Source organism: Geodermatophilus telluris, assembly GCF_900102745.1.
GTDB classification, from domain to species: Bacteria; Actinomycetota; Actinomycetes; order Mycobacteriales; family Geodermatophilaceae; genus Geodermatophilus; species Geodermatophilus telluris.
Genome location: NZ_FMZF01000003.1, coordinates 103,007 through 126,068, shown reverse-complemented (window position 1 = coordinate 126,068; position 23,062 = coordinate 103,007). Strand labels below are relative to the sequence as shown.

Annotated in this window: 20 protein-coding genes and 2 riboswitches; of the genes, 11 read left to right on the top strand and 9 right to left on the bottom strand. The window is 76.1% G+C overall.

All coding sequences use genetic code 11. The features are described from left to right. Positions 1-13: 13 nt before the first annotated feature. A complete protein-coding gene (locus BLQ97_RS11050) occupies positions 14-3,043 on the top strand; it encodes an FtsW/RodA/SpoVE family cell cycle protein (protein WP_245692077.1) in 3,030 nt (1,009 codons plus the stop codon). Positions 3,044-3,046: 3 nt separating this feature from the next. Here BLQ97_RS11050 and BLQ97_RS11045 read toward each other — a convergent pair whose 3' ends face one another. Beyond that, on the bottom strand, positions 3,047-4,036 hold the full coding sequence (locus BLQ97_RS11045; RefSeq protein ID WP_217637149.1) for a rod shape-determining protein: 990 nt from the start codon (positions 4,034-4,036) through the stop codon (positions 3,047-3,049). Between the two features lie 181 nt (positions 4,037-4,217). After that, positions 4,218-4,295, top strand: a riboswitch (SAM riboswitch). Between BLQ97_RS11045 and BLQ97_RS22895 the strand changes: the two genes are divergently transcribed. From BLQ97_RS22895 to BLQ97_RS11035, 3 genes are all read left to right on the top strand, one after another. Continuing rightward, complete coding sequence (locus BLQ97_RS22895) at positions 4,287-4,481, top strand: hypothetical protein (protein ID WP_139173581.1); 195 nt, start codon at positions 4,287-4,289, stop codon at positions 4,479-4,481. It overlaps the preceding riboswitch by 9 nt. Then, complete coding sequence (locus BLQ97_RS11040) at positions 4,474-5,670, top strand: LLM class flavin-dependent oxidoreductase (RefSeq protein WP_091365940.1); 1,197 nt, start codon at positions 4,474-4,476, stop codon at positions 5,668-5,670. The genes BLQ97_RS22895 and BLQ97_RS11040 overlap by 8 nt, the downstream gene beginning before the upstream one ends. Before the next feature lie 11 nt (positions 5,671-5,681). Next, positions 5,682-7,019, top strand: a complete 1,338-nt coding sequence (locus BLQ97_RS11035) for an NtaA/DmoA family FMN-dependent monooxygenase (RefSeq protein WP_091365939.1) — start codon at positions 5,682-5,684, stop codon at positions 7,017-7,019. 15 nt (positions 7,020-7,034) lie between these two features. Here BLQ97_RS11035 and BLQ97_RS11030 read toward each other — a convergent pair whose 3' ends face one another. Further along, on the bottom strand, positions 7,035-7,526 hold the full coding sequence (locus BLQ97_RS11030) for an NADPH-dependent FMN reductase (RefSeq protein ID WP_091365938.1): 492 nt from the start codon (positions 7,524-7,526) through the stop codon (positions 7,035-7,037). A 70-nt stretch (positions 7,527-7,596) separates the two neighbouring features. After that, positions 7,597-7,710, top strand: a riboswitch (SAM riboswitch). A 35-nt stretch (positions 7,711-7,745) separates the two neighbouring features. Here BLQ97_RS11030 and BLQ97_RS11025 point away from each other — a divergent pair. The 4 genes from BLQ97_RS11025 (at position 7,746) to BLQ97_RS11015 (ending at position 12,592) form a co-directional block, all read left to right on the top strand. Further along, complete coding sequence (locus BLQ97_RS11025; protein ID WP_091365937.1) at positions 7,746-9,101, top strand: aminotransferase class V-fold PLP-dependent enzyme; 1,356 nt, start codon at positions 7,746-7,748, stop codon at positions 9,099-9,101. Continuing rightward, complete coding sequence (locus tag BLQ97_RS24405; protein ID WP_425402613.1) at positions 9,083-9,238, top strand: putative leader peptide; 156 nt, start codon at positions 9,083-9,085, stop codon at positions 9,236-9,238. Before BLQ97_RS11025 ends, BLQ97_RS24405 begins: the two co-directional genes overlap by 19 nt. Before the next feature lie 43 nt (positions 9,239-9,281). After that, on the top strand, positions 9,282-11,156 hold the full coding sequence (locus BLQ97_RS11020) for an FAD/NAD(P)-binding protein (protein ID WP_091365936.1): 1,875 nt from the start codon (positions 9,282-9,284) through the stop codon (positions 11,154-11,156). Positions 11,157-11,392: 236 nt separating this feature from the next. Beyond that, positions 11,393-12,592, top strand: a complete 1,200-nt coding sequence (locus tag BLQ97_RS11015) for a cation:proton antiporter (protein ID WP_091365935.1) — start codon at positions 11,393-11,395, stop codon at positions 12,590-12,592. Positions 12,593-12,650: 58 nt separating this feature from the next. Here BLQ97_RS11015 and srmL read toward each other — a convergent pair whose 3' ends face one another. Beyond that, the gene (srmL, locus tag BLQ97_RS11010) at positions 12,651-13,796 is read right to left on the bottom strand and encodes a PheS-related mystery ligase SrmL (protein ID WP_091365934.1); all 1,146 of its coding nucleotides are present in this window, start codon (positions 13,794-13,796) and stop codon (positions 12,651-12,653) included. Between the two features lie 274 nt (positions 13,797-14,070). Then, positions 14,071-14,505, bottom strand: coding sequence for an ester cyclase (locus BLQ97_RS11005; protein ID WP_091365933.1), 435 nt, complete (start codon positions 14,503-14,505; stop codon positions 14,071-14,073). A gap of 176 nt (positions 14,506-14,681) precedes the next feature. On the opposite strand from BLQ97_RS11005, the gene BLQ97_RS11000 reads away from it, so the two are divergent. From BLQ97_RS11000 to BLQ97_RS10990, 3 genes are all read left to right on the top strand, one after another. Next, positions 14,682-15,917 (top strand): DUF4032 domain-containing protein, encoded by a 1,236-nt coding sequence (locus BLQ97_RS11000; protein ID WP_091366387.1) that lies wholly within the window; start codon positions 14,682-14,684, stop codon positions 15,915-15,917. Between the two features lie 128 nt (positions 15,918-16,045). After that, entirely contained in the window at positions 16,046-17,497 is a 1,452-nt protein-coding gene (locus BLQ97_RS10995) for an NAD-dependent succinate-semialdehyde dehydrogenase (RefSeq protein ID WP_091365932.1), read from the top strand. A gap of 91 nt (positions 17,498-17,588) precedes the next feature. After that, a complete protein-coding gene (locus BLQ97_RS10990) occupies positions 17,589-18,377 on the top strand; it encodes a crotonase/enoyl-CoA hydratase family protein (protein WP_091365931.1) in 789 nt (262 codons plus the stop codon). Between the two features lie 207 nt (positions 18,378-18,584). Here the strand turns inward: BLQ97_RS10990 and BLQ97_RS10985 are convergent, their stop codons facing one another. The 5 genes from BLQ97_RS10985 to BLQ97_RS10965 are packed head-to-tail and all read right to left on the bottom strand — an operon-like array spanning position 18,585 to position 23,006. Then, on the bottom strand, positions 18,585-18,860 hold the full coding sequence (locus tag BLQ97_RS10985; RefSeq protein ID WP_091365930.1) for a type II toxin-antitoxin system RelE family toxin: 276 nt from the start codon (positions 18,858-18,860) through the stop codon (positions 18,585-18,587). Beyond that, positions 18,857-19,132: a type II toxin-antitoxin system Phd/YefM family antitoxin gene (locus BLQ97_RS10980; protein WP_091365929.1), complete on the bottom strand. Its 276-nt coding sequence runs from the start codon at positions 19,130-19,132 to the stop codon at positions 18,857-18,859. The genes BLQ97_RS10985 and BLQ97_RS10980 overlap by 4 nt, the downstream gene beginning before the upstream one ends. A 57-nt stretch (positions 19,133-19,189) precedes the next feature. Then, on the bottom strand, positions 19,190-20,257 hold the full coding sequence (locus BLQ97_RS10975; protein WP_091365928.1) for a DNA polymerase domain-containing protein: 1,068 nt from the start codon (positions 20,255-20,257) through the stop codon (positions 19,190-19,192). A gap of 53 nt (positions 20,258-20,310) precedes the next feature. Next, the gene (locus BLQ97_RS10970) at positions 20,311-21,885 is read right to left on the bottom strand and encodes an alpha/beta hydrolase (protein ID WP_091365927.1); all 1,575 of its coding nucleotides are present in this window, start codon (positions 21,883-21,885) and stop codon (positions 20,311-20,313) included. 53 nt (positions 21,886-21,938) lie between these two features. Next, the gene (locus tag BLQ97_RS10965; protein ID WP_091365926.1) at positions 21,939-23,006 is read right to left on the bottom strand and encodes an ATP-dependent DNA ligase; all 1,068 of its coding nucleotides are present in this window, start codon (positions 23,004-23,006) and stop codon (positions 21,939-21,941) included. Positions 23,007-23,062 lie beyond the last annotated feature (56 nt).

Here is a 23,062-nt window from a genome sequence, read left to right as displayed (position 1 = left end):
CGGGGGGACGGGCGTGCGGGACGGGTGGGACGCCGGCGGGCCGGTGGACGAGGAGCGCAGCCGGCGGTGGACCCGCCGCCAGCGCCGCGTCCTGTGGGCCGCGCCGGAGACCGCCGACGAGCCGGGGGAGGACACCGGTCGCCGGCGGCGGACCCGGCAGGAGCGCCGGGACCGCCGCAGCGCCCTGTTCGACCTGCTCGCCGTCGTCGCCGCGCTCGCCCTGGTCGGCCTCGGGCTGGCCAACCTGGTGCTCATCGGCGAGACCGAGCTCGCGGGGCGGCAGGCGGCCATCGCCGTCGGCGGGATCGTCGCCCTGGCGGCGTGCTGGCGGGTGCGGGTGCGCTACCTCGACGTCCTGGGCCGGGTCGCCTACGGCGCGGCCGTGGTGCTGCTCGTCGGCGTCCTGGTGACGGGCGTGTCCGCCAAGGGGGCCACCCGCTGGATCGTCGTCGGCCCGTTCACCTTCCAGCCCTCGGAGCTGGCCAAGCTCGGGCTGCTGCTGGTCCTCGCCGGCGTCCTCGGCTCGGGCCGGCCGGCCTGGCAGCGCTTCGCGCTGGCCGTGCTGCTGGCTGCCGCGCCCACCGGGCTGACGCTGCTGCAGCCGGACCTGAGCACGACGATGCTGCTCGTCGTCCTCACCGGCTCGATGCTGGTCATCGGACGGGTGCCCGCCCGCTTCCTGGTGCCGCTGGTGGCCGCGGTCGCGGTCTCCGCACCGCTGATGATCAGCCTGCTGCAGCCCTACCAGCTGCAGCGCCTGGGCACCTTCCTGGTCGGCGCCCACGAGTCGCCGACCGGCTCGGGCTGGGCGCTGCGCCAGGCGCACATCACCCTGGGCTCCGCCGGGCTGTTCGGCCGCAGCGGCGACCCGCTCCGGGAGCTGCGCGCGGAGTACCTCCCGGAGGGGCACACCGACCTCGCCCCCGCCAGCCTCGTCGGCCAGTGGGGGCTGGTCGCCGGCGCCGGGGTGGTGCTCGCCGTCGTCGTCCTCGTGTGGCGGCTGGCGCTGGCCAGCCGGCGGTCCCGCACGGCGCACGGCGCCCTCGTCGCCGGCGGGCTGGCCGTCCTCATGGGCGTGGAGACCGTCGTCTCCGTGGGCGCCAACCTCGGGCTGCTGCCGCTGGCCGGCGTGCCGTTCCCGCTGCTGAGCTACGGCGGGACGGCGCTGGTGGTGCACCTGGCCGCCATCGGCGTGGTCCTCGGCGTCCGCCGCGACGGTGCCCGCCGGCGGCTGTGGGCGCGGTCCGGCCGGCGCAGCAGGCGCCCGCGGCTGGTCCGGCTGGCCGCGCTGGCCCTGTCGGCGCTGCTGGTCTCCTTCGGCGTCTACGGCTGGCGGCTGCAGGTGACCCGCGGCGAGGAGCTGACGCTGGCCGGCGAGGAGCAGATGACCCGCTGCGTCCGGCTGCCCGCCCCCCGCGGCGCGATCACCGACCGGCACGACACGCCCCTCGCCGTGGACGCCTCGGCCACCGGCACGGGGGTGGACCGGGTGCTCGTCGTGCCGGCCCTGCTGCGCGACACCCCGTCGGCCGTCGACCGGCTGGCCGCCCTGACCGGCCGCGTGCCCGGTGACCTGCAGGCCGAGATCGACGCCGCGGAGCCCACCACCCTCTCGCTGCCGGTGGCCGAGGTGCCCCGCCCGACCGGCGAGGCGGTGACCGCCGCCGGGATCACCGGCGTGCTCGTCGTCCCCGAGCCCCGCCGGTCCTACCCGCAGGGCGCGGCGCTGGGGCCGGTGCTCGGCTTCGTCGGGGTGGCCACGCCCGAGTCCGAGCAGCGCTGGGCCGGACTGCCGGCGGGGGAGTTCGTCGGGCGGGCCGGGCTGGAGCTGCAGTACGACGCGGTGCTGCGCGGCGTCAACGGCCGCCAGTGCCTCTACGTCGACCCGTCGGGCGTGCCGGTCGCGCTGGCCGAGCGGGTGGCGCCGGTGCCCGGTGCCGACCTGCGGCTCTCCCTCGACCTGGGGCTGCAGCGGCAGCTGTACGACGGGCTGGTCGCGGCGCTGGACGCCCAGCGGCGGGCCGACGGGCACGTCGCCGCCGCCGTCGCGATGGACCCCCGGTCGGGGCAGGTGCTGGCGATGGCGAGCGCGCCGTCCTTCGACAACGGCGTGTACGGGCCACCGGCCGATACGGGCGCGCTGACGGCGCTGGCGGAGGCGCCGGGCTCCCCGACGCTGGAGCACGCCACCCAGGCGGCGCTGCCGCCCGGGTCGACGTTCAAGCTGGTGGTGGCCGCGGCCAACCAGGCCCACGGCGTCCTCGACCCGTACCGGGCCGTGCCCACCGGGGCCGACTTCACCTACGGCGGCCACACGTTCGGCAACTGGAAGCCGATGGGGCCGATGGACCTCGTCGAGTCGATCGCCTGGTCCAACGACGTCTACTTCTACAAGCTGGCGCTGGCGCTAGGCGCGGAGGCGATCGCCGAGACCGCGGCGGCGCTCGGGGTGGGGCAGCCGACCGGCATCGACCTGCCCGGGGAGTCGGCCGGCTACCTGGGCACCCCGGAGTCCGTGGCGGCCGACGGCGGCACCTGGTACGGCGGGTCGACCGTCATCCTCGGCATCGGGCAGGGCGAGATCCAGGTGACGCCGCTGCAGAACGCCCGGTGGACGGCGGCCGTCGCCACCGGCGCCCTGGTCACCCCCCGGCTCGGCCTCGCGGTCGGCGCGGAGGGGAGCTGGACCGCCGTCCCCGCGCCGGCCCCGGCGCCGCTGCCCTTCGCCGACGCGCTCGGCCCCGTCCGCGAGGGGATGCGCCAGGTCGTGACCGGCGGGACCGCCACCCGCCTCGGCACCCTGCCCGCGCCGGTCGGCGCCAAGACCGGTACCGCCCAGGACGGCGGCCTCGGCCCCGACGAGTACGACTACTGGATGACGGCGGCGGCTCCCAGCGACGCCCCCGAGATCGTGGTGACCTCGCTGGTGCAGGCGCCGGAGGCCCGCAAGGGCGACGCGGCCACCGTGGCCCAGGAGGGGCTGCGGTACTACCTCGACCACCGTGCCGACGTGCTCGCCACGGGGCCCGTGCAGGCGCCCTGAGCGTCAGCGGCGGCCGTAGGCGGCCAGCAGCGGCCGGTTGCGCAGCGCCCGGGCGGCGCCCTGGGCCACGCAGGTGAGCGGCTCCGCGGCCGTCGTCACCGGCAGGCCCAGCGCGCGCTCCAGCTCCTGGGGGAGGCCCGGGACCAGCGAGCCCCCGCCGAACACCAGCACGCCCTCGGCCATCACGTCGGAGAGGGCCTGCGGGGGGAGGTCGTCCAGGACGGGGGCGAGCGTCCGGACCACCTGGTCGGTGACCGGGCGGACCGCCTCGGCCACCTCGGCGGCCCGCACCGTGGCCAGCCGCGGGCGGCCGACGACGCCGTCGCGGCCCTGCACCACCAGCGGCCCGTCGCCGTCGGAGCCGAACCGGACCTTGAGCGCCTCCACCTCCAGGTCGCCCACGTGCAGCTGGTGCTCCTCGCGCAGCCAGCGCGCGACGGCCAGCGTCATCTCCTCCCCGCCGGTCCGGCCGGTGCGGGAGGCGAGGACCCCGCCGTAGCAGAACGCGACCGCCTCCGCGGTCCCGCCGCCGACGTCGACCACCAGGTGCACGCGCCGCTCCATCGGGTCGACACCGCAGCCCACCGCACCGGCGATCGGCGCGTCGAGCGCGGTCACCGGGCGGATGCCCGCCTCCTCGGCGGCCTCGAGCAGCGCCCGGGTCTCCAGCGCGGAGGAGCCGACGGGCACCGTGACGACGGCGCGGACCGGCAGCCGCCACGGGCGCTGCCCGGCCGCGTGCAGGACCGCCCGCAGGTAGACGCGCGCGGTCTCCAGGTCGGTGACGACGCCGTCGTCGAGGGGCCGCACCGGGGTGAACCGGGACGGGGCGCGGCCGAGGAGGTCGGCGGCCTCGGTGCCGACGGCGAGGACCCGGTCCCGGCGGCCGGCCCCGCGCCGCACCAGCATCACGGTGGGTCCCTCGAACAGGACGCCGCGGCGGGCGTCGCTCACGACCGTCGTCGTCGTGCCGAGGTCGATGCCGAGTTCCACGCGCGCCTCCTGGAGGTTCCGGTGCCCGGCCAGTCTCGTGTGCCGCCCCGGCGCGGTCCAGGGTTGCGGCCACGGCCACCGGACCGTCCCGACGGCGGCGGGGGAGTGTGCGCCGCCTCTCATCCCCACCAAGTCGATCGGAACTGACGGGATGGCGGCCGCCGTCCTGGGTCGTGGGCCGGGTCCTGAGCGTCAGCGGCGAGCCCCGGCTCGCTGACCGGCAACCCTCCGCTGGGACGGGGTGCCCCGGGTGACGACCAGGCCGCCGTCCCGCTGGTCGGTCCTCCCGCCCCGCCTGGTGCCGGGGCGGGCCGCCCCCACCGCCCCCGACCGGTCGCCGTCCCCGGGCGTGCCGGGCCCCGGCGGCTCGGTCACCCTGGAGCCCACCCGGGCGACCGACCTGCCCTGCGCCGACGAGCGGCTGGAGGAGACCTCCCGTGCCTGACCCCCTGCACCTGGCCGTCGCCCTGGACGGCGCCGGCTGGCACCCGGCCGCCTGGCGCGAGCCCGACGCCCGCCCGGCGGAGCTGTTCACCGCCGGCTACTGGACCGACCTGGTCCGCGAGGCCGAGGCCGGCCTGCTCGACCTGGTCACCCTGGAGGACTCCTTCGCGCTGCAGTCCGACGACCGGTTCCGGCCCGACGACCGCACCGACCGGGTGCGCGGCCGGCTCGACGCCGTCCTCGTGGCCGCCCGCGTCGCGCCGCTCACCCGCACCGTCGGCCTGGTGCCGACCGCCCTGGTCACCCACACCGAGCCGTTCCACCTGTCCAAGGCGATCGCCACCCTCGACTTCGTCAGCGGCGGGCGCGCCGGCGTGCAGGTGCGGGTGTCGCTGGCGCAGCACGAGGCCCGGCTGGTCGGCCGGCGGGAGTTCCCCGAGCTGACCCGCGTCGACCGCGACGACCCGGCGGTGCAGCGGGTGCTGCGCGACGCGTTCGACGAGGCCGCCGACTGGGTCGAGGTGGTCCGCCGGCTCTGGGACAGCTGGGAGGACGACGCGGAGATCCGCGACGTCGCCACCGGCCGGTTCGTCGACCGCGACAAGCTGCACTACGTCGACTTCCAGGGCCGCTCCTTCTCGGTCAAGGGCCCCTCGATCACCCCCCGCCCACCGCAGGGCCAGCCGCCGGTCGCGGCGCTGGCGCACCAGCGCATCCCCTACGAGCTGGTCGCCTCGTCCGCCGACCTCGGCTTCGTCACCCCGCGCGACGCCGGCGACGCCCGCGCGATCGTCGCGGAGGTGCGGCAGGCGCAGGAGGCCGCCGGCCGCGCCGGGGAGCCGGTGCACGTGTTCGGCGACGTCGTCGTCTTCCTCGACGACGACGCGGCCGCCGCCCGCGCCCGCCGGGACCGCCTCGACGAGCGCGCGGGCGCGGAGTTCCGCAGCGACGCGCACGTCTTCACCGGCACGCCCGCGGGCCTGGCCGACCTGCTGCAGGAGTGGGCCGCCGCCGGGCTCACCGGCTTCCGGCTGCGCCCCGGCGCCCTGCCGCACGACCTCACCGCGGTCACCCGCGGCCTGGTGCCCGAGCTGCAGCGCCGCGGCGTGTTCCGCACCGGGTACGAGGCGGGCACCCTGCGCGGGCTGCTCGGCCTGCCGCGCCCGGCCAACCGCTACGCCGCCGCCTGAGAGGACCGGACATGACCAAGCAGGTGCACCTCGCCGCGCACTTCCCGGGCGTCAACAACACCACCGTGTGGAGCGACCCGGCGTCGGGCAGTCAGATCGACTTCGGCTCGTTCGTCCACTTCGCGCAGACCGCCGAGCGGGGGAGGTTCGACTTCCTCTTCCTCGCCGAGGGGCTGCGGCTGCGGGAGCAGAACGGGGCCATCTACGACCTCGACGTCGTCGGCCGGCCGGACACCTTCACCGTGCTGGCCGCGCTGGGCGCGGTCACCGAGCGGCTCGGGCTGACCGGGACGATCAACTCGACGTTCAACGAGCCATTCGAGGTGGCCCGCCAGTTCGCCAGCCTCGACCACCTCACCGGCGGCCGGGCCGCCTGGAACGTCGTCACCTCGTGGGACGCCTTCACCGGCGAGAACTTCCGCCGGGGCGGCTTCCTGCCGCAGGACCAGCGCTACGAGCGGGCCCGCACGTTCCTGCAGACGACGTGGGAGCTGTTCGACTCCTGGCGCGGCGACGAGGTCGTGGCCGACCAGGAGGCCGGCGTCTTCCTGCGCGACCCGCACCCCGGCGCGTTCGCGCACACCGACGCGCACTTCGACATCGCCGGGCAGTTCTCCGTGCCGCGCAGCCCCCAGGACCGGCCCGTGGTCTTCCAGGCGGGCGACTCGGAGGAGGGGCGGGAGTTCGCCGCGTCGTCGGCCGACGCGATCTTCAGCCGGCACGGCACGAAGGAGGCCGGCCAGGCCTTCTACCGCGACGTCAAGGGCCGGCTGGGGAGGTACGGGCGCACGCCCGACCAGTTGCTCATCCTGCCGGCGGCCACGTTCGTCGTCGGCGACACCGACGCCGAGGCCGCGGAGCTGGCCCACGAGATCCGCCGCCAGCAGGTGTCCGGGCAGACGGCGCTGCGGTTCCTCGAGCAGGTGTGGAACCGCGACCTGTCCGGCTACGACCCCGACGGGCCGCTGCCCGACGTCGACCCGCTGGTGGGGGAGACCCACGTGGCCCAGGGCCGGGCGCAGGTGCGCACGTACCGCGACCCGCTGGCCACCGCGCGGCAGTGGCGCGAGCTCGCTGCGCAGAAGGGCTACTCCATCCGGGAGCTGATGACCGAGGTGCAGAGCCGGCAGTCGTTCGTCGGCAGCCCGCACACGGTGGCCGCGGAGATCGACGACCTCGTGCAGTCCGACGCCAGCGACGGCTTCATCCTCGTGCCGCACCTGGTGCCCGGCGGGCTGGACCCCTTCGTCGACAGCGTCGTCCCGCTGCTGCAGGAGCGCGGCGTGCACCGCACCGAGTACGAGGGGACGACCCTGCGCGAGCACCTGGGCCTGGCGCCACTGCCCTGACGGTCCCGCGGGACCTCAGCGCCGCCGCGCCGCGGCCACCTGCGGCGCGGCGGTGGCCAGCCACGGGTCCAGCGCCGCCGGGTCGTCCCAGCTCTTCTCGACCAGGTACAGCCCGCGGGTGGGCGCGGTCGCGCCGAGCTCGACCAGCACGGGCTTGAGCAGCAGCTCCGGCGCCAGGGCGTGGGTCGGCCCGCCGCCGAGCATGAGCGGCACGGCGACCACGCCGGCCAGGTCGCCGGTGCCGACCTGGTCGAGGAACAGCTTGAGCAGGCCGGTGTAGGTGGCCTTGTAGGTGGGGCTGGCGACGACGGCGACGTCGGCCGCCGTCAGCGCCTCGACGGCCGCGCCGACCGCGGGGTCGCCCCGGCCGAGCAGCCCCGGGCCGAGGTCGACCACGTCGACCACGACGTCCGGCGGGGCGCCGGTGAGCCGCTCGACCACCAGCTCGGCCGCGGCGCGGGTGCGGGAACGGGGCCTGGGGTTGCCGACGACGGCGATCGTGCCCATGCCGCACAGTGAACTACACCATCCCGATCGGGTTTGACGGGTATGTATCCCGGTTGGCAGGCTCGACCTCGGTCAAGAGTGCCAGCGCGAAGCCCCGGCTCGCTGGCCGGCAACCCTCCTCCGCGACGGGGTGCCCCGGGTGACGACCAGGCGGCTGCCGCCCGGCAGTCCGCAAGCGCGGACCCGCTCCCCGGGTCCCCGGCCCACCAGGAGTGCCGCGTGCCCACCGCCGTCCTCGACCGTCCGGTCGCCCCCGCGGGGGAGTCCCCGCTGCTGCCGCTGGTCGGCGCCGACACCACCGTCCCGCTCGTGACCGGTGCCAGCGTGCGCTACGCCGACCTGGACTCCGCCGCCAGCACCCGGGCGCTGGCCGCCGTCGCCGACCGGGTCGCCGAGGTGCTGCCGCTCTACGCCAGCGTCCACCGCGGCGCCGGGTACCTCTCGCAGGTCTCCACCGCGCTGTACGAGTCGGCCCGCGAGGCGGTGGCCGGCTTCGTCGGCGCCCGCGCGGACGACGTCTGCGTCCTCACCCGGAACACCACCGACGCGCTCAACCTGCTCGCCGGCGCGGTGCCGGCCGGTGCCTCCGTGCTGGTCCTCGACGGCGAGCACCACGCCGACCTGCTGCCCTGGCAGCGGCGCGGCCCGGCCACCGTGCTGCCGGTGCGGGCCACCGTCACCGCCACCCTGCGCGCGCTGGCCGACGCGCTGTCCCGCGGGCGGTACGCGCTGCTGGCGGTCACCGGGGCGTCCAACGTGACCGGCGAGGCGCTGCCGCTCGCGGAGGTCGTGGCCCTGGCGCACGCGGCCGGCACCCGGGTCGCCGTCGACGGCGCCCAGCTGGTGCCGCACCGCCGGTTCTCCCTCGCCGCCACCGCCGCGGACTGGGTGGCCTTCTCCGGGCACAAGCTCTACGCCCCCTTCGGCGCCGGCGCGCTGGTCGGCCGCCGCGACTGGCTCGACGCCGCCCCCGCGCACCTGGCCGGCGGCGGGGCGGTGACCGAGGTCGCCGTCGACGACGTGGTGTGGGCACCCGCGCCGCACCGGCACGAGGGCGGCTCGCCGAACGTGCTGGGTGCGGTGGCGCTGGCCGAGGCGTGCGCCGCGCTGGCGGCGCTCCCGGCCGGTGCCCTCGAGCGGCACGAGCGGGCGCTGCGCGCGCGGCTGGTCGACGGCCTGGCCGCGCTGCCGGGTGTGCGCGTGCTGCGGATCTGGGCCGACTCGGCGGAGCCGACCGGGGTCGTCTCCTTCACCGTCGACGGCGCCGACCCCGGACTGGTGGCCGCGTTCCTGTCCGCCGAGCACGGCATCGGCGTCCGCGACGGCCGGTTCTGCGCGCACCCGCTGCTCGCCCGGCTGGGCGTGCCGGAGGGCGCGCTGCGGGCCAGCGTGGGCGTGGGCACCACCGCGGCCGACGTCGACCGGCTGCTCGCCGCCCTCGCCGCCCACCTCGCCACCGGCCCGCAGGTGGCCTACGCGCGCCGGGACGGCCGCTGGCAGCCGGCCGACGACCCGCGCCCGCTCGCCGGCCCGTCCGCGCCGGCCCGGGCTGCCGCGTGCGGAGGCCCGCGGTGACCGCGGGAAGCCCGGGCGCCGGCCGGCTGTTGGTCCCGGCTGAGGAGGGGAGGGGACGCGTGCGCCGACCGGCCCTGTCGCGACGCCGGCACATCGACCTGCGCCGCACCAGCAGCGCCCTGTGCCCGGCTCGCTGACCGCCGTCCCGTCCGCGACGTCCCCCGGCCCGGAGCTCCCCCCATGCCCCTCCCGTCCCCCCGCCCCGCCGTCCTGTGCGTGGTCGGCGCCGGCCCGACCGCCGTCGGCGTGCTCGAGCGCCTGGTCGCCAACGCCGCCGAGCTGCGCGACGGCCGGCCTCTCGAGGTCCACCTGGTCGACCCGCACCCGCCCGGTGGCGGCCGCGTCTGGCGGGCCGAGCAGCCGCGCCTGCTGTGGGCCAACTCCCTGGTCGCCGACGTCACCGTGCTGCCCGACCGCTCGGTCGTCGTCGACGGGCCGGTCGGGGAGGGGACGACGCTGTGGCAGTGGGTCGAGCAGGTCGGCCGCGGGCTGCCCGGGGACGACCCGGTCGGCGCCGAGGCGCGGCGGCTGACCCCGACGTCCTTCCCGTCCCGGCCGCTGGTCAACGCCTACCTCGGCTGGGTGCTGGAGCAGGTGGTGGCCGCCGGCGAGCCGGAGGTGCGGGTGCACCGCCACCGGCAGCGGGCGGTCGACGTGCGACCCCGGTCCGACGGCGCCGACGTCGTGCTCGCCGACGGCCGGGTGCTCGCCGTCGACGCCGTCCTGCTGGCCCAGGGCCACCTCGACGCGCGGCCGTCCACCGCCGAGCGCGCCACCGAGCGGTGGGCCGCGGCCCGCGGGCTCAGCTACGTGCCCCCGGGCTACACCGCCGACCTCGACCTGTCGGCGCTGCGGCCCGGCGAGGACGTGCTCGTGCGCGGCGCCGGGCTGGCGTTCGTCGACCTCGTCGTGTTGCTCACCAGCGGGCGGGGCGGGGAGTTCGAGCGCGGCGACGACGGCCGGCTGCGCTACCGGGCCTCCGGGCGGGAGCCGGTGCTGCACGTCGGGTCCCGCCGGGGCGTGCCCTACCGCTCCAAGCTCGGCTACGTCTGGCCGGGCCCGCCCGTCCCGCTGCGCTTCTTCACCCCGACGGCGATCGAGGAGGCCCTCGGCCCCGGCCGGCTGGACCTGCGCGCGGACCTCGCCCCGGTTCTCGCCCGCGAGCTCGCGTGGGCGCACTACACCGAGCTGTTCCGTGCCCACCCGGAGCGGACCCGGATGGCGTGGGACGGGTTCGCCGAGCGCTTCCTCGCCGACCCGGACGGCGTGGACGCGCTGGCCGAGCAGGCCGTCCCCGACCCCGCCGACCACTTCGACCTGGCCGGACGCGACCGCCCGCTGGCCGGCCGTCGGTTCGCCGACGCCGGGGAGCTGCAGGCGTGGCTGCGGGCCCACGTCCGCGCCGACCTCGCCCGCGCCGCCGACCCGGCGCACAGCCCGGACGCCGCGGTCTTCACCGCGCTGCTGCACTGCCACGGCACGGTGGTCGCGCTCGCCGCCACCGGCCGGCTCACCCCGCGCTCGGAGGCCGAGGACGTCGCCGGCTGGTGGATGAACCTGTTCAGCTACCTGGCCAGCGGGCCGCCGGCGCCGCGGCTCGAGGAGCTGCTCGCGCTGTCGGAGGCCGGCGTCGTCCGGTTCCTCGGCGGCGACGTGCAGATCGACCTCGACGGCGCCACCGGCCTGTTCCGCGCCCGTTCGGCGACCGTCGACGGCGTCACCGAGGCCCGCGCCCTGGTCGAGGCGCGGCTGCCGGCGCCCGACGTCGCGGTCACGCCGGACCCGCTGGTCGGCGGCCTGCTGCAGCGGGGGGAGGCGGCCGGCCGGGGTCGTGGGGGCCGGCTGCACGTCGACGCCGCGCAGCGCGTGGTGGACGCCGCGGGCACGCCGCACCCGCGACTGTTCGCCGCCGGCTACTGGACCTCCGGCGCCCAGGTCGCCGCCTTCGCCCGGCCGGGCACCAACGCCCCCTTCTTCCGGCAGAACGACGCGCTCGCCCGGGCGCTGTGGGGAGTGCTGGTGCCCGAGGAGGCCGTGGTGGAGGTGGCCTCGTGACCGCGCCCGCCGACGCGCCGTTCGGCGTGCACGTGCTCGGCTGCTCCCGGGCGGAGCTGCCGCCGGAGCGGGCGCGCCGCTGACCCGGTCCGTCGAGGCCGCGGCGTCGCACCCACAGGGGAGATCGAACCGCGCGTGTGCCGTCGCTGCGGTCGCCGTGGGGTCGCGCACGCGTGCCTTCCACCGCGCTGCGGGACCGGCGAGGATCGCTGCGCGCCGGGCGAGGGGAGATCCGGGTGGACGACGTCGTGTCGATCGACACCCTGGCCGCCGTCGCTGCCGTCTCGCTGCTGGCGGCCGTCGTCGTCGGGCTGTTCCCGCGCCTGCTGGTGCCCCAGGTGGTGCTGCTCCTCGCCGGCGGGATGGTGCTCGGCCCGCACGTCCTCGACCTCGGGACGGCGGCGGACGTGCGGGTGCTCGCCGACGTGGGGCTCGGCTTCGTCTTCCTGCTCGCCGGCTACGAGCTGGACCCCCGCCTCTTCCGCGAGGACGCCGGCCGGCGGGCGGTGCTGGCGTGGTCGGTCTCGGTGGGGCTGGCGCTGGGGGTGGTGGGGGTCCTGGCCGCCACGGGCGTGGTCCGGGCCTTCCTGCCGGTGGCGCTCGGGCTGACCACCACCGCGCTCGGCACCCTGCTGCCCGTGCTGCGGGAGAAGGGCCTGCTCGGAGGCCGGCTCGGCCGGTACCTGCTGGCCACCGGCGGCGTGGGGGAGCTCTTCCCCGTCCTCGCCATCGCGGTGTTCCTGGGCAGCCAGGGCCGGCTGGCCGCGCTCGCCTCGCTGGGCGCCGTCGCCGTCCTGTCCGTGGTCCTCGGCCTGCTGCGCCGCGGTGTCCGGGAGGGCGGCCGGCTGGCCGCAGTTGTGCGGGCGGGTCAGGACGACACCGGGCAGACCACCCTGCGCGCCACGGTGCTGCTGCTGGTCGCGCTCATCGCCGTCACCGACCGGTTCCACCTCGACGCGGTGCTCGGCGCCTTCCTCGCCGGCGTCGTCCTGCGGCAGTGGGTCGGCGCCGCCGCGCCGCAGCTGGAGGCCAAGCTCGACGCGGTCGGCTACGGCTTCTTCGTCCCCGTCTTCTTCGTCTCCTCCGGCATGGCGCTCGACCTGGCCTCGATCGCCGACACCCCGCTGCGGCTGCTGCTGTTCCTCGTGCTCATGCTCGCGGTCCGGGGCGGCCCCGCCCTGCTGGTCTACCGCCGGGTGCTCCCGGCGCGGCAGCGGGTGCAGACCGCGCTGGTCAGCGCGACGGCGCTGCCGGTGCTGGTGGCGCTGGCCGAGATCGGCGTGCGCAGCGGCACGATGCTGCCGGAGAACGCCGCCGCGCTGGTCGGTGCCGGCGTGCTGACCGTGCTGCTGTTCCCCGCCCTGGTCGTCGCCCTGGACCGGCGGCCGGCGGTGGCGGCCCCGGTGCCGGCAGGGGGCGGCCCGGGCGGGGGGTGACCCCCGGCCGGACGCGGGCACGGGTGGGCCGCGGGGTCGCTCCGGAGGAACGGGCCGCTCACCGGGCGGCCCACTCCCGGTGCCGGCCCCGGTGCACGGCGGCGTACACCTCGTCGCGGAGCTCGTTGGCCCGCCGGTCGGTCAGGGTGCCCGACAGCGGGCGCAGCACCAGGCGCAGCAGCACGTTGACCTGGTCGGGGCGCAGACCCAGCCGGTCGCGGGCGGCCGGTGGCAGGTCGGCCCAGCCGGTGCTGGTCACGACGTGCACCGACTCCAGGTCGTCGGCCGCGGGTCCGAGCGCGGCACGGACCGTGTCGCCGAGCAGCTCGTCGTCGACGGGGGTGTCGACGACGACCGAGAGGTCCCGGCGCACGGGCGGCTGGGACGACACCGGCCGCCACGGGCGCAGGTCGCACAGCTGCGCGGCGATGCGCGGCTCGGCGGAGCGCAGCAGGCGGATGTCGTCGATGCCCTTGCGCAGCATGAGCGCCCGGTCCAGGCCCAGCCCCAGCGCCAGCCCGCTCCAGCGCCCGGGGTCCAGGCCGGCGCCGGCGAGGACGTGCTCGGCGGCCAGCCCGCACTCGGCCAGCTCGACCCAGCCTCTGGCCGTGTGGACGTCGACCTGCCGGCCGCTGCGGGTGTAGGGGTGCCGGGCGGGCTGGGTGCGCCACAGCGCGCCGGGGAGGACGACGCCCACGAGGAGCTCGACCATCTGCTGCAGGTCGTCCTCGTCCAGCGGGCCCGTGGCGGGGCCGGAGCGGATGCGCCACAGGTCGACCTGGTGCGGGGTGCCCACGTGCAGGCGGTCGATGCCGTCCCGCCGGTGGCACAGGCCGGGCAGCGCCAGCAGGACGTCGGCCCCGGCGGTGGCGGTGGCGGTGGCGGTGGCCGCGAGCGCGCGCAGGGCGGGCGGGACGCCGGCACTGGTGTGGCTGCGCAGCATGACGGTCTCGGCGGCGTACCGGCTGTAGCGGGCGTCCCGGGTGACGTCCTCGGCGGCGTAGCCGAGGCGGTCGTAGTTGTCCTCGACGCTCACCAGCGGCCGCCGCCGCTGGAGCTCGAGCGTGCACGGCCACGCGCCGGTCAGCGCGGTGAGCAGCTCCTCGAGCAGCAGCTGCATGGCGTGCGGGCCGTCGGCCGGGTCGGACAGGTCGCGCAGCTCGAGCGCGGCGTGCAGGTCGCGGGCGGAGAGCAGGGTGGTCACGGAGTCCCCCTCGGGGTGTCGGTGGGTGGTGGTTCGACCCCCCGGCCGACGGCTCCGTGATCGGACTACCGGCAGACCTCGGCGCCCGCACGGCTGCTCGGCAGCCGGGGGCGGACGAACGAGGTCGCGGGTCCGGGCACGGGCCGACCGTAGCGCTCCCGGAGGTGCACCCCCACGGGCGAAGGTCCCTGCCCGGTCTCGTGGCCGTCACGCACCCCTGCGGTGGTCACGGGGCGCCTCCGGACACCGTGCCGACCCCGGCCGCGTGCGGCGCTCAGGTGGTGGGGATCGCGCTCACCGGCCGGTCGCCTCCGGCGAGCCGGTCACGGAGGGCCGCCATCGGGAAGTACGCCCGGAGTGCGGTGATGAGCCCGTCGGCCACGTCGTAGCACACGGCGTACGGGATGCGGACGTGCGCTCCGCGGGCCGGTACGCCGGCGAACTCGCCGGTCTGCCTGCCGTCGAAGACCGCCTCGATCGTCGCGGTCCCGTCGCCGCAGACCAGGCTCACGAGCTCCGGACGGGCGTCGAAGACCTGGGTGTGCAGACTGGTGATCAGGTCCCGGACCGCGTGCCGCCCGTGGGTCTCCTGACCGGTCTCCATGGTCGTCCACACGACGTCCGGGGCGAGGAACCGCTCGAAGTCCGCGTTCCCGAGCAACGCCCCCAGGTAGGCCTCCATGACGGTGCGGGTGTCGTCGTCGGTCATCGCTCTGCCTCCGCGAACTGCGCTCCGCTGTCCGACGGAGGGACCGTAGGGCGCCGGACGGGACGTGTCTGCGGTCGTAGGACCCCGTCCCCTCGGTGGACGTCCTCGCCGAGGGGGCGCGGCACCGCCACGCGCTAGCCTCGCGGGGGAACCGGGTCCGAGGACCGGAGGTGCGGGTGCGCTTCGTGTTCAGCCCTCCCGCCGAGGCGGCGGCCGACCTGCTGACCCTGCCGTGGGACCTGCCGCTCGCGCAGTGGACCGACGACCGGATCGTCGAGATCCCGCAGCACGGGCGCTCGCGCCACGTCGTCCGGTTCGTGGCCGAGGCCGGCGGCGTGTTCGCGCTCAAGGAGCTGCCCGAGCCGTCCGCCCGCCGCGAGTACGAGGTGCTGCGCCGGCTGCACGAGCTCGGCATCCCGGCGGTCGAGGTGGTCGGCGCCGTCGTCGACCGGCCCGGTGACCAGCAGGCGGTGCTGGTCACCCGCTTCCTGGACTACTCGTCGTCCTTCCTCGCGCTGTTCGCGAACCCGCGGGGTGCGCACCTGGTCGACCGGGTGATGAACGCGCAGGTCGAGCTGCTGGTCCGGCTGCACCTGGCCGGCGTCGTGTGGGGCGACTGCTCGCTGGCCAACACCCTGTTCCGGTTCGACGCCGGGACGCTGGCCGCCTACCTCGTCGACGCCGAGACGGGGGAGGTGCACCAGCGGCTCACCCAGGGCCAGCGGGACCACGACACGGACGTCGCCTACGCGCGGGTCGTCGGCGAGCTGACGGACCTGCGGGCGAGCGGCTCCCTGGCCGAGGACCTCGACCCGACCCTCGCGGCGGCCGACCTCGTGGCGCGGTACGAGCGGCTGTGGGCCGAGCTGACCAGCGAGGAGGTCATGCCACGCGAGGAGCAGCAGCTCCGCGTCGCCGAGCGCATCCGCAGACTGCAGGACCTGGGGTTCGACGTCGACGAGGTGGAGCTCGTCGAGGACCCGGCCGGCGGCAGCCGGCTGCGCCTCACCACCCGCGTCGCCGAACCCGGCGACTCCCGGCGGGCGCTGTTCACCCGGACCGGGCTGGACGTGCAGGAGAAGCAGGCCCGCCGACTCCTCGCCGACATCGCGCGCTACCGGGCCGGCCTCGAACAGGCGGCGGGCGGCCCGGTCTCCGAGACGGCGGCCGCCATCCGCTGGCTGACGGAGAGCTACGAGCCGGCGATCGCCGCCGTCCCCGCGCACCTGCGCAGCCGGCTGGACGCCGCCGAGGTGTTCCACGAGATCCTCGAGCACCGGTGGTTCCTGTCCGAGGCGGCCGGCCGGGACGTCGGGATGCCGGCCGCGGTGCGGGACTACGTCGACCGCGTGCTGTCGGCGGTGCCCGGCGACCTGGTGACGCCGCCGCCGCCGATCCCGGGCCGCCCCTGAGGTGTCGCCGGGGGGACCGGGGTCGCCCCGCGTCGTCGGACTCCTGGCAACGTGGAGCGCCGGCGGGGCCGTGGTGCTCCCGTCCCCCCGACCGACCGGCCCGACCGCGACCCAGTGAGGACGACGCCATGACCGCCGAACGCGGACACACCATCTACACCGGCGGGCAGTGGTGTGCCGCCGACGCGCGGGCCACCTTCGCCGTCACCGACCCGGCCACGGGTGAGGTCATCGGGGAGGCCGCCGACGGGGGCCGGGTCGACGCCGAGGCGGCGATCGAGGCGGCCGCCCGCGCGCTGCCGGCCTGGTCGGGCACGACCGCGTACCAGCGCGCGGCCGTCCTCGCGAGGGCGGACGCGCTGATGCGCGAGCGCCGGCGCGAGCTGGCCGCGCTGATGACCCGCGAGCAGGGCAAGCCGCTCAAGGCGTCGATGAACGAGGTGGCCTACGCCGCGGACTTCCTGGCGTGGTTCGCCGAGGAGGCCAAGCGCATCGGCGGCGTCACGATCCCCTCGGCGCGGGCCGACCAGCGGTTCGTGACGATGCGCCAGCCCGTGGGCGTGGTCGCGGCGATCACCCCGTGGAACTACCCGATCTCGATGCTGACCCGCAAGCTGGCGCCGGCCATCGCGGCCGGCTGCACCTCGGTGCTCAAGCCCGCCGACCAGACCCCGCTGTGCGCGGTGGCGACGGTGCAGCTGCTCGCCGACGCCGGGCTGCCCGCCGGCGTGGTCAACATGGTCACCACCACGCGCGCCGCCGAGGTCGGCGACGCGCTGCTGGACTCCCCGGTGGTCCGGAAGCTGACCTTCACCGGCTCCACCGCGGTCGGGAAGGTGCTGGCGGCCAAGGCCGCCGCCACGCTCAAGCGCGTCTCGGTGGAGCTGGGCGGCCACGCGCCGTTCCTCGTCTTCGGGGACGCGGACCCGGTCCGCGCGGCCAAGGGAGCGGCGCTGGTCAAGTTCCTCAACACCGGCCAGGCCTGCATCAGCCCGAACCGCATCTACGTGCACCGCTCCCTCTACGACACCTTCGTCGCCACCCTCGAGCAGCGCATCGCGGCCCTGCGCGTCGGTCGGGGGGACCAGGAGGGGATCTCCATCGGTCCGCTGATCGACGACCGGGCCGTGGCGAAGATGGAGGCGCAGGTCGACGACGCCCGCACCCGGGGCGCCCGGGTCGTGGCCGGAGGGGAGCGGGTGCAGGTCGAGGGGCTGGCCGGCACGACGTTCTTCGCGCCGACGCTGCTGGCGGACGTGACGCCGGAGATGCTCGTCTCCCGCGAGGAGACCTTCGGGCCGATCGCCGCGGTGACGCCGTTCGACGACGAGGACGAGGTCGTCGCCCGGGCCAACGACACCGAGTACGGCCTGGCCGCGTACGTCTACACCAACGACCTGTCGACGGCGATCCGGGTGACCGAGAAGCTGCGGTTCGGGATGGTCGGGGTCAACGACATCAACCCCACCTCCGCCGCCGCGCCCTTCGGCGGGGTCAAGGCCAGCGGCCTGGGACGCGAGGGCGGGTACGAGGGGATCGACGAGTACCTCGACACCAAGCTCGTCGGCATCTCGATCTGACCGTCCTGTCGACCAGCGGCCGCCGGGCACCCTCGGGGGACCCGGGACGGGTCGCGTGCGGCAGGGGCCGCCACAAGGGGAGGAGAGGTCCATGGACGACGGACAGCGGCGGGTGAGCTGGGACGTGACCGACGGGCTCGCCCACGTCCGGCTGGACCGCCCGGAGAAGCTCAACGCCCTGGACTCGGCGATGTTCGAGGCCCTGGTCGCCGCGGGCTCGGAACTGGTGCACCGCGAGGACGTCGGTGCCGTGGTGCTCAGCGGCGAGGGGCGGGCGTTCTGCGCCGGCCTCGACTTCGCCGAGTTCGCCGCCATGCGCGACCGGCAGGGGCCGCGCGTCGACGCCCCGCGGGCGCAGGTGGGCGCGGCACGGACCCGCGGGCAGCAGGCCGCGCACGTGTGGTCGCTGGTGCCGGCGCCGGTCGTGGCGGCGGTCCACGGGGTCGCCTTCGGCGGTGGGCTGCAGATCGCCCTGGGCGCCGACATCCGGATCGTCGCCCCGGACGCGCGGCTGTCGGTGCGGGAGATCCTCTGGGGGCTCGTCCCGGACATGACCGGCACGCAGGTCCTGCCCGAGCTGGTGGGCCGGGACGTGGCCAAGGAGCTGGCGCTCACCGGCCGCGAGGTGAGCGGGGAGGAGGCCGTGGCGCTCGGGCTGGCGACCCGGCAGGCCGCCGATCCGCTCGCCGCGGCACTCGCGCTGGCCGGTGAGATCGCCGGGCACAGCCGCCGGGCGACACGCCACGTCAAGCGGCTCGTGGACATCGCCGGGCGGGTCGGTCTCGCGGAGGGCCTCCAGGCCGAGCAGGACGCCATCGGGGAGCTGATCGGCTCTCCCGAGCAGGTCGCGGTGGTCGAGCGGAGGCTCGCCGGTCGGTGACCACCCCGGTGCGAGCGCCCGGATCAGGCGTCCTCGCCGGCCGGGCGCCGGGCGCGGCTGGGTTTCGCCCGCATCGGCGCGCCCGGCATCGTCGGGGAGCGAACCACGAGAGCGCTGTTCAGAGCGGCAGAACCGCAGGTCGGCGTCGAGCGTGAGCGGGTGGGTCATCGGGCGAGTTGTCGCGTCCGGACCGGCACGGAGGGGCGGTCAGCCGTGGACGTCGGCGCGGTGCGAGATGCGCACGACCCTGACGAGGACCTCGTCGTCGTGGATCGAGTAGACGACGCGGTACTGGCCTCGTCGGGCGGACCAGTAGCCCTCGAGTTCGAAGCGCAGCGGCTTCCCGACGCGGTGCGGGTCCGCGGCCAGCGGCCCGTAGAGGAAGTCGACGACCGCGACGGCCACCGGCTCGGGGCGGTCGCGCTCGATGGCCCGCTCGGCCGCTGCGGAGAGGACGACGGTGTACCGAGGAGGACCGGTCACCGCCGGCGGGCCGCGAGTGCGGCCCGCACCTCGGCCTCACCGTGGACCTCGCCGGCGGCCATCGCTTCCTCGGCCTGCCTGATCTGCGAGCGCGCTCGGGGATCGGAGAGGATCTCCAGGGTCTCCATCAGGGACTCGTAGTCCTCGACGGCGAGGATGACCGCGACCGGGCTGCCGTTCCTGGTGACGGTGACGCGCTCGTGCGTGCCGGCGACCTCGTCGATCACCTGGCTGAAGTGCGCCTTGACCGCCGCCAGCGACTGCGTCGTCATGGCCTGGATCCTGGTCAGCCTACGGGCGATGCTCAAGGAGCACCGCCAGGGACCAGCTCAGCCGTCCGCCCCGGCCGAGTGCCTGGCCCGGCTCGGCTGGACCCGCATCGGCTCGCCCGGCATCTTCGGGTAGTCGGGGGGATAGGGCAGGTCGCCCAGCCCCTGGTCGGCGGCCTGGCGCTCGGCGAGCTCGAGCAGCGGCTCGATGGAGAAGGCGTGCCCGGCGAGCCCGGCGTGCTTGTCACCGACCGCCCGGAACCGCTCCGGCATGGTGAGCACGGTGAAGTCGGTGGGGTGGACGTCGGGCAGCTCGTCCCAGTCCAGCGGCGCGGACACCGGGGCGTGCGGCTTGGGCCGGATGGAGTAGGCGCTGGCGATCGTGCGGTCCCGGGCCATCTGGTTGTAGTCGATGAAGATCTTCTCGCCGCGCTCCTCCTTCCACCACGACATCGTCACGCGGTCGGGCAGGCGCCGTTCCAGCTCGCGGCCGAACGCGATCACCCCCCGCCGCACGTCGGTGAAGGTCCACCGCGGCTGGATCGGCACGTACACGTGCACGCCGCGCCCGCCGGAGGTCTTCGGCCAGCCCTCCATGCCGAGCTCGTGCAGCAGCTCGCGCACGTGCGGCGCCACCCACACGGCGTCGGAGAAGTCGGTGCCCGGCTGCGGGTCGAGGTCGATGCGGATCTGGTTCGGCGACTCGACGTCGGTCTTGTCCACCGGCCACGGGTGGAACGTCAGCGTGCCGAGGTTGGCGCACCAGGCGACCACCGCGACCGAGTCCGGCGCGATCTCGTCCGCGGTCCGCCCGCTGGGGAAGGTGATGTGCGCCGTCGGCACCCACTCGGGCGCGTTCTTGGGCACCCGCTTCTGGTAGAAGGCGTCGCCGGTGTTGTCCACCCGCGTCGACAGCCGGGCCCCCTCGAACACCCCGCCGGGCCAGCGCTCGAGCGTCGTCGGCCGGTCCCGCAGCGCGAACAGGATCCCCTCGCCGACGGCGAGGAAGTACTCGACGACGTCGATCTTGCGGATGCCGCGCTCGGCGAAGTACGGCTTCTCCGGGTTGGAGACCCGCACCTCGTGCCCGTCGACGGTCAGGACGACGGCGTCCTTGCTGCTGGCCATGGGCTCCTCGTCTCGGGCACGGCGGGTCGGGAGGGGGTCAGGGGGGCAGGGGATCAGGCGGCGGGGCAGGTCAGCCCGTCCTGCGGCACCACCAGGTCGATCAGGTAGGCGTTGACCGCGTCGGTGACGCACGGCGTCTTGGGGTAGGCGGTGTGCCCCTGGCCCTGCCAGGTCAGCAGCACGCCGGCGTCGAGGTCCTCGGCCAGGTCGACGGCGCCGGGCAGCGGCGTCACCGGGTCTCCCTGGTTGCCGACGACGAGCACCGGCGCGCTGCCGTCGGCGTCCCGCTCCGGCAGCGGGGTGCGCGGGGCGTCCCACGCGCCGCACGTGTAGAGGCCGGCGGCCGCGCCGGCCCCGAACAGCGGGTAGCGCTGCCCCCAGTCCTGCGCCAGCTGCAGCACCTGCTCCTCGGAGAACGCCTCGTCCTCGGGCAGGTCGGCGCAGTTGATCGCCAGGTTGGCGTCCTGCAGGTTCGTGTAGGTGCCGTCGTCGAGCCGGCCGTTGTAGGCGTCGGCGAGGGAGAACAGGCCGGCGGCGTCGCCGGTGCTGGCCGCGGCCAGGCCCTGGGACAGCTGCGGCCACGAGCCCGGGTCGTACATCGCCGACAGCACGGCGGTCAGCACGACGCCCGGCGTCGCGGTCCGGGTCTCGCCCGGGACGCTGCTGGCGATCGGGTTCGCGGCGGTCGCGGCGAGCAGGTCCTCGACGAAGCGCCGCGGGTCGCCGCCGAGGGGGCAGCCGGAGACCAGGCCGGTGCAGTTGGCCGCGAAGGCGTCGAAGCCGGCCTCCAGGCCCGCGGCCGAGGCCTCGGCGTCGGCCTGCTCGTCGCTGTCGGGGTCGACCGCGGCGTCGAGCACCAGCGCGCGCACCCGGTCGGGGAAGAGCTCGGCGTAGGTCGAGCCCAGGGTGGTGCCGTAGGAGTAGCCGAGGTAGGTCAGCTGCTCGTCGCCGAGCGACTCGCGCAGCAGGTCCATGTCGCGGGCGGTGTCGACGGTGTTGAAGGTGCCCAGCGCCTCGCCGTACTCGTCCTCGCAGCCGGCGGCGACCTCGTCGGTCAGCGCCAGCACCTCGTCCATCTGCTCCTGCGTCGTCGGCCGCGGCTCGGTGGCCAGCGAGCGGTCCTTGAGCTCGTCGGGGATGCACTCGACCGGCGTCGACAGGCCCACCCCGCGCGGGTCGAAGCCGACCAGGTCGAAGCGGCGCAGCACGTCCTCGGGCAGCGACAGCGCCAGGCTCAGCGCGGCGTCGGCGCCCGAGCTGCCGGGCCCACCCGGGTTCACCAGCAGCGACCCGATCCGGTCGGTCTGGCCGGCCAGCTTCGCGCGGACCAGGAACAGCGGCAGCGCGTCGCCCTCGGGCTCGTCGTGGTCGATGGGCACCTCGGTGCGGCCGCACTCGAAGGCGAGGTCGCGCTCGCTGCCCGGCGTCCCGGCGATGAGCTCGGTGATCTGGGCGTCGCAGTCGGTCCAGGTGATCGGCGCGGCCTCCGCCTCGGCCGGGGCGCTCTCCGCGGACGACGACCCCGAGGACGACGTCGACCCGGAGAAGGAGGAGGAGAAGGAGGTGCAGCCGGTGACCGCGAGGAGCAGTCCGGTCGAGGCGGCGAACAGGCCGCGGCGCAGACGCATGATCCCGAGGCTAGAAGGCCCGCTCCGCGCGTGCCGCCGTCGTGGCAGGCCTCTCACCCGGAGAACACCTCGGCGAGGTCGTAGCGGACCGGCACCTCGAGCTGGTCGTAGGTGCAGCTGCGCGGCTCGCGGTCGGGCCGCCAGCGCAGGAACTGGCCGGTGTGCCGCAGCCGCCGCCCCTCCAGCTGGTCGTACTTGACCTCGACGACGAGCTCGGGCCGCAGCGGCACCCAGGACAGGTCCTTCTTCGCGTTCCAGCGGCTCTGCGCGCCCGGCATCCGGTGCTCGCCGTTCTCCTGCACCTCAGCGTTGGCCCAGTCCTGCCACGGGTGCCCGTCGAGCGCGTCGGCGCGGTAGGGCGCGAGCTGCTCGACCAGCTCGGCGCGCCGGGCCATCGGGAAGGACGCCGCGACGCCGATGTGCTGCAGCCCGCCGTCGTCGTAGAGGCCCAGCAGCAGCGAGCCGACGACCGGCCCGCTCTTGTGCCAGCGGAACCCGGCGACCACGCAGTCGGCGGTGCGGACGTGCTTGACCTTGACCATCAGCCGCTGGTCGGGGCCGTAGGGCAGGTCGGGGGCCTTGGCGACGACGCCGTCGAGGCCCGCGCCCTCGAACTCCTCGAACCAGCGCTGCGCCGTCGCCACGTCGCGGGTCACGGCGGTGACGTGCACCCGCTCGGTGGACCGGACCGCGTCGTGCAGCCGGGCCTGCCGCTCGGCGAAGGGCGTCTCCAGCAGCGACTCGTCGCCCAGCGCCAGCAGGTCGAAGGCGACGAAGTGCGCCGGCGTCTGCTCGGCCAGCAGGTCGACCCGCGACTTCGCGGGGTGGATGCGCTGCAGCAGCGACTCGAAGTGCAACCGGTCGCCCTGCGGGACGACGATCTCGCCGTCGACGACGCAGCGCTCGGGCAGCGCCTCCTTGACCGCGGCGACGACCTCCGGGAAGTAGCGGGTCAGCGGGCGCTCGTTGCGGCTGCCCAGCTCCACCTCGTCGCCGTCGCGGAAGACGATGCAGCGGAACCCGTCCCACTTGGGCTCGTAGAACAGGCCGTCGTCGGTGGGCAGCCGCGTGACGGCCTTCGCCAGCATCGGCTTCACCGGCGGCAGGAGGGGCAGGTCCATGCCGGTCAGTGAACCAGCGGGGGAGGGGGCGGACACGACGGCGTCGACCGGACGGG

Bases quoted from the DNA above. Each gene is read 5' to 3' on its own strand.
- BLQ97_RS11035 (WP_091365939.1), top strand. From the start codon at position 5,682: ATGACCAAGCAGGTGCACCTCGCCGCGCACTTCCCGGGCGTCAACAAC.
- BLQ97_RS11030 (WP_091365938.1), bottom strand. From the start codon at position 7,526: ATGGGCACGATCGCCGTCGTCGGCAACCCCAGGCCCCGTTCCCGCACC.
- BLQ97_RS11020 (WP_091365936.1), top strand. From the start codon at position 9,282: ATGCCCCTCCCGTCCCCCCGCCCCGCCGTCCTGTGCGTGGTCGGCGCC.
- BLQ97_RS11005 (WP_091365933.1), bottom strand. From the start codon at position 14,505: ATGACCGACGACGACACCCGCACCGTCATGGAGGCCTACCTGGGGGCG.
- BLQ97_RS10995 (WP_091365932.1), top strand. From the start codon at position 16,046: ATGACCGCCGAACGCGGACACACCATCTACACCGGCGGGCAGTGGTGT.
- BLQ97_RS10990 (WP_091365931.1), top strand. From the start codon at position 17,589: ATGGACGACGGACAGCGGCGGGTGAGCTGGGACGTGACCGACGGGCTC.
- BLQ97_RS10980 (WP_091365929.1), bottom strand. From the start codon at position 19,132: ATGACGACGCAGTCGCTGGCGGCGGTCAAGGCGCACTTCAGCCAGGTG.
- BLQ97_RS10975 (WP_091365928.1), bottom strand. From the start codon at position 20,257: ATGGCCAGCAGCAAGGACGCCGTCGTCCTGACCGTCGACGGGCACGAG.
- BLQ97_RS10970 (WP_091365927.1), bottom strand. From the start codon at position 21,885: ATGCGTCTGCGCCGCGGCCTGTTCGCCGCCTCGACCGGACTGCTCCTC.
- BLQ97_RS10965 (WP_091365926.1), bottom strand. From the start codon at position 23,006: ATGGACCTGCCCCTCCTGCCGCCGGTGAAGCCGATGCTGGCGAAGGCC.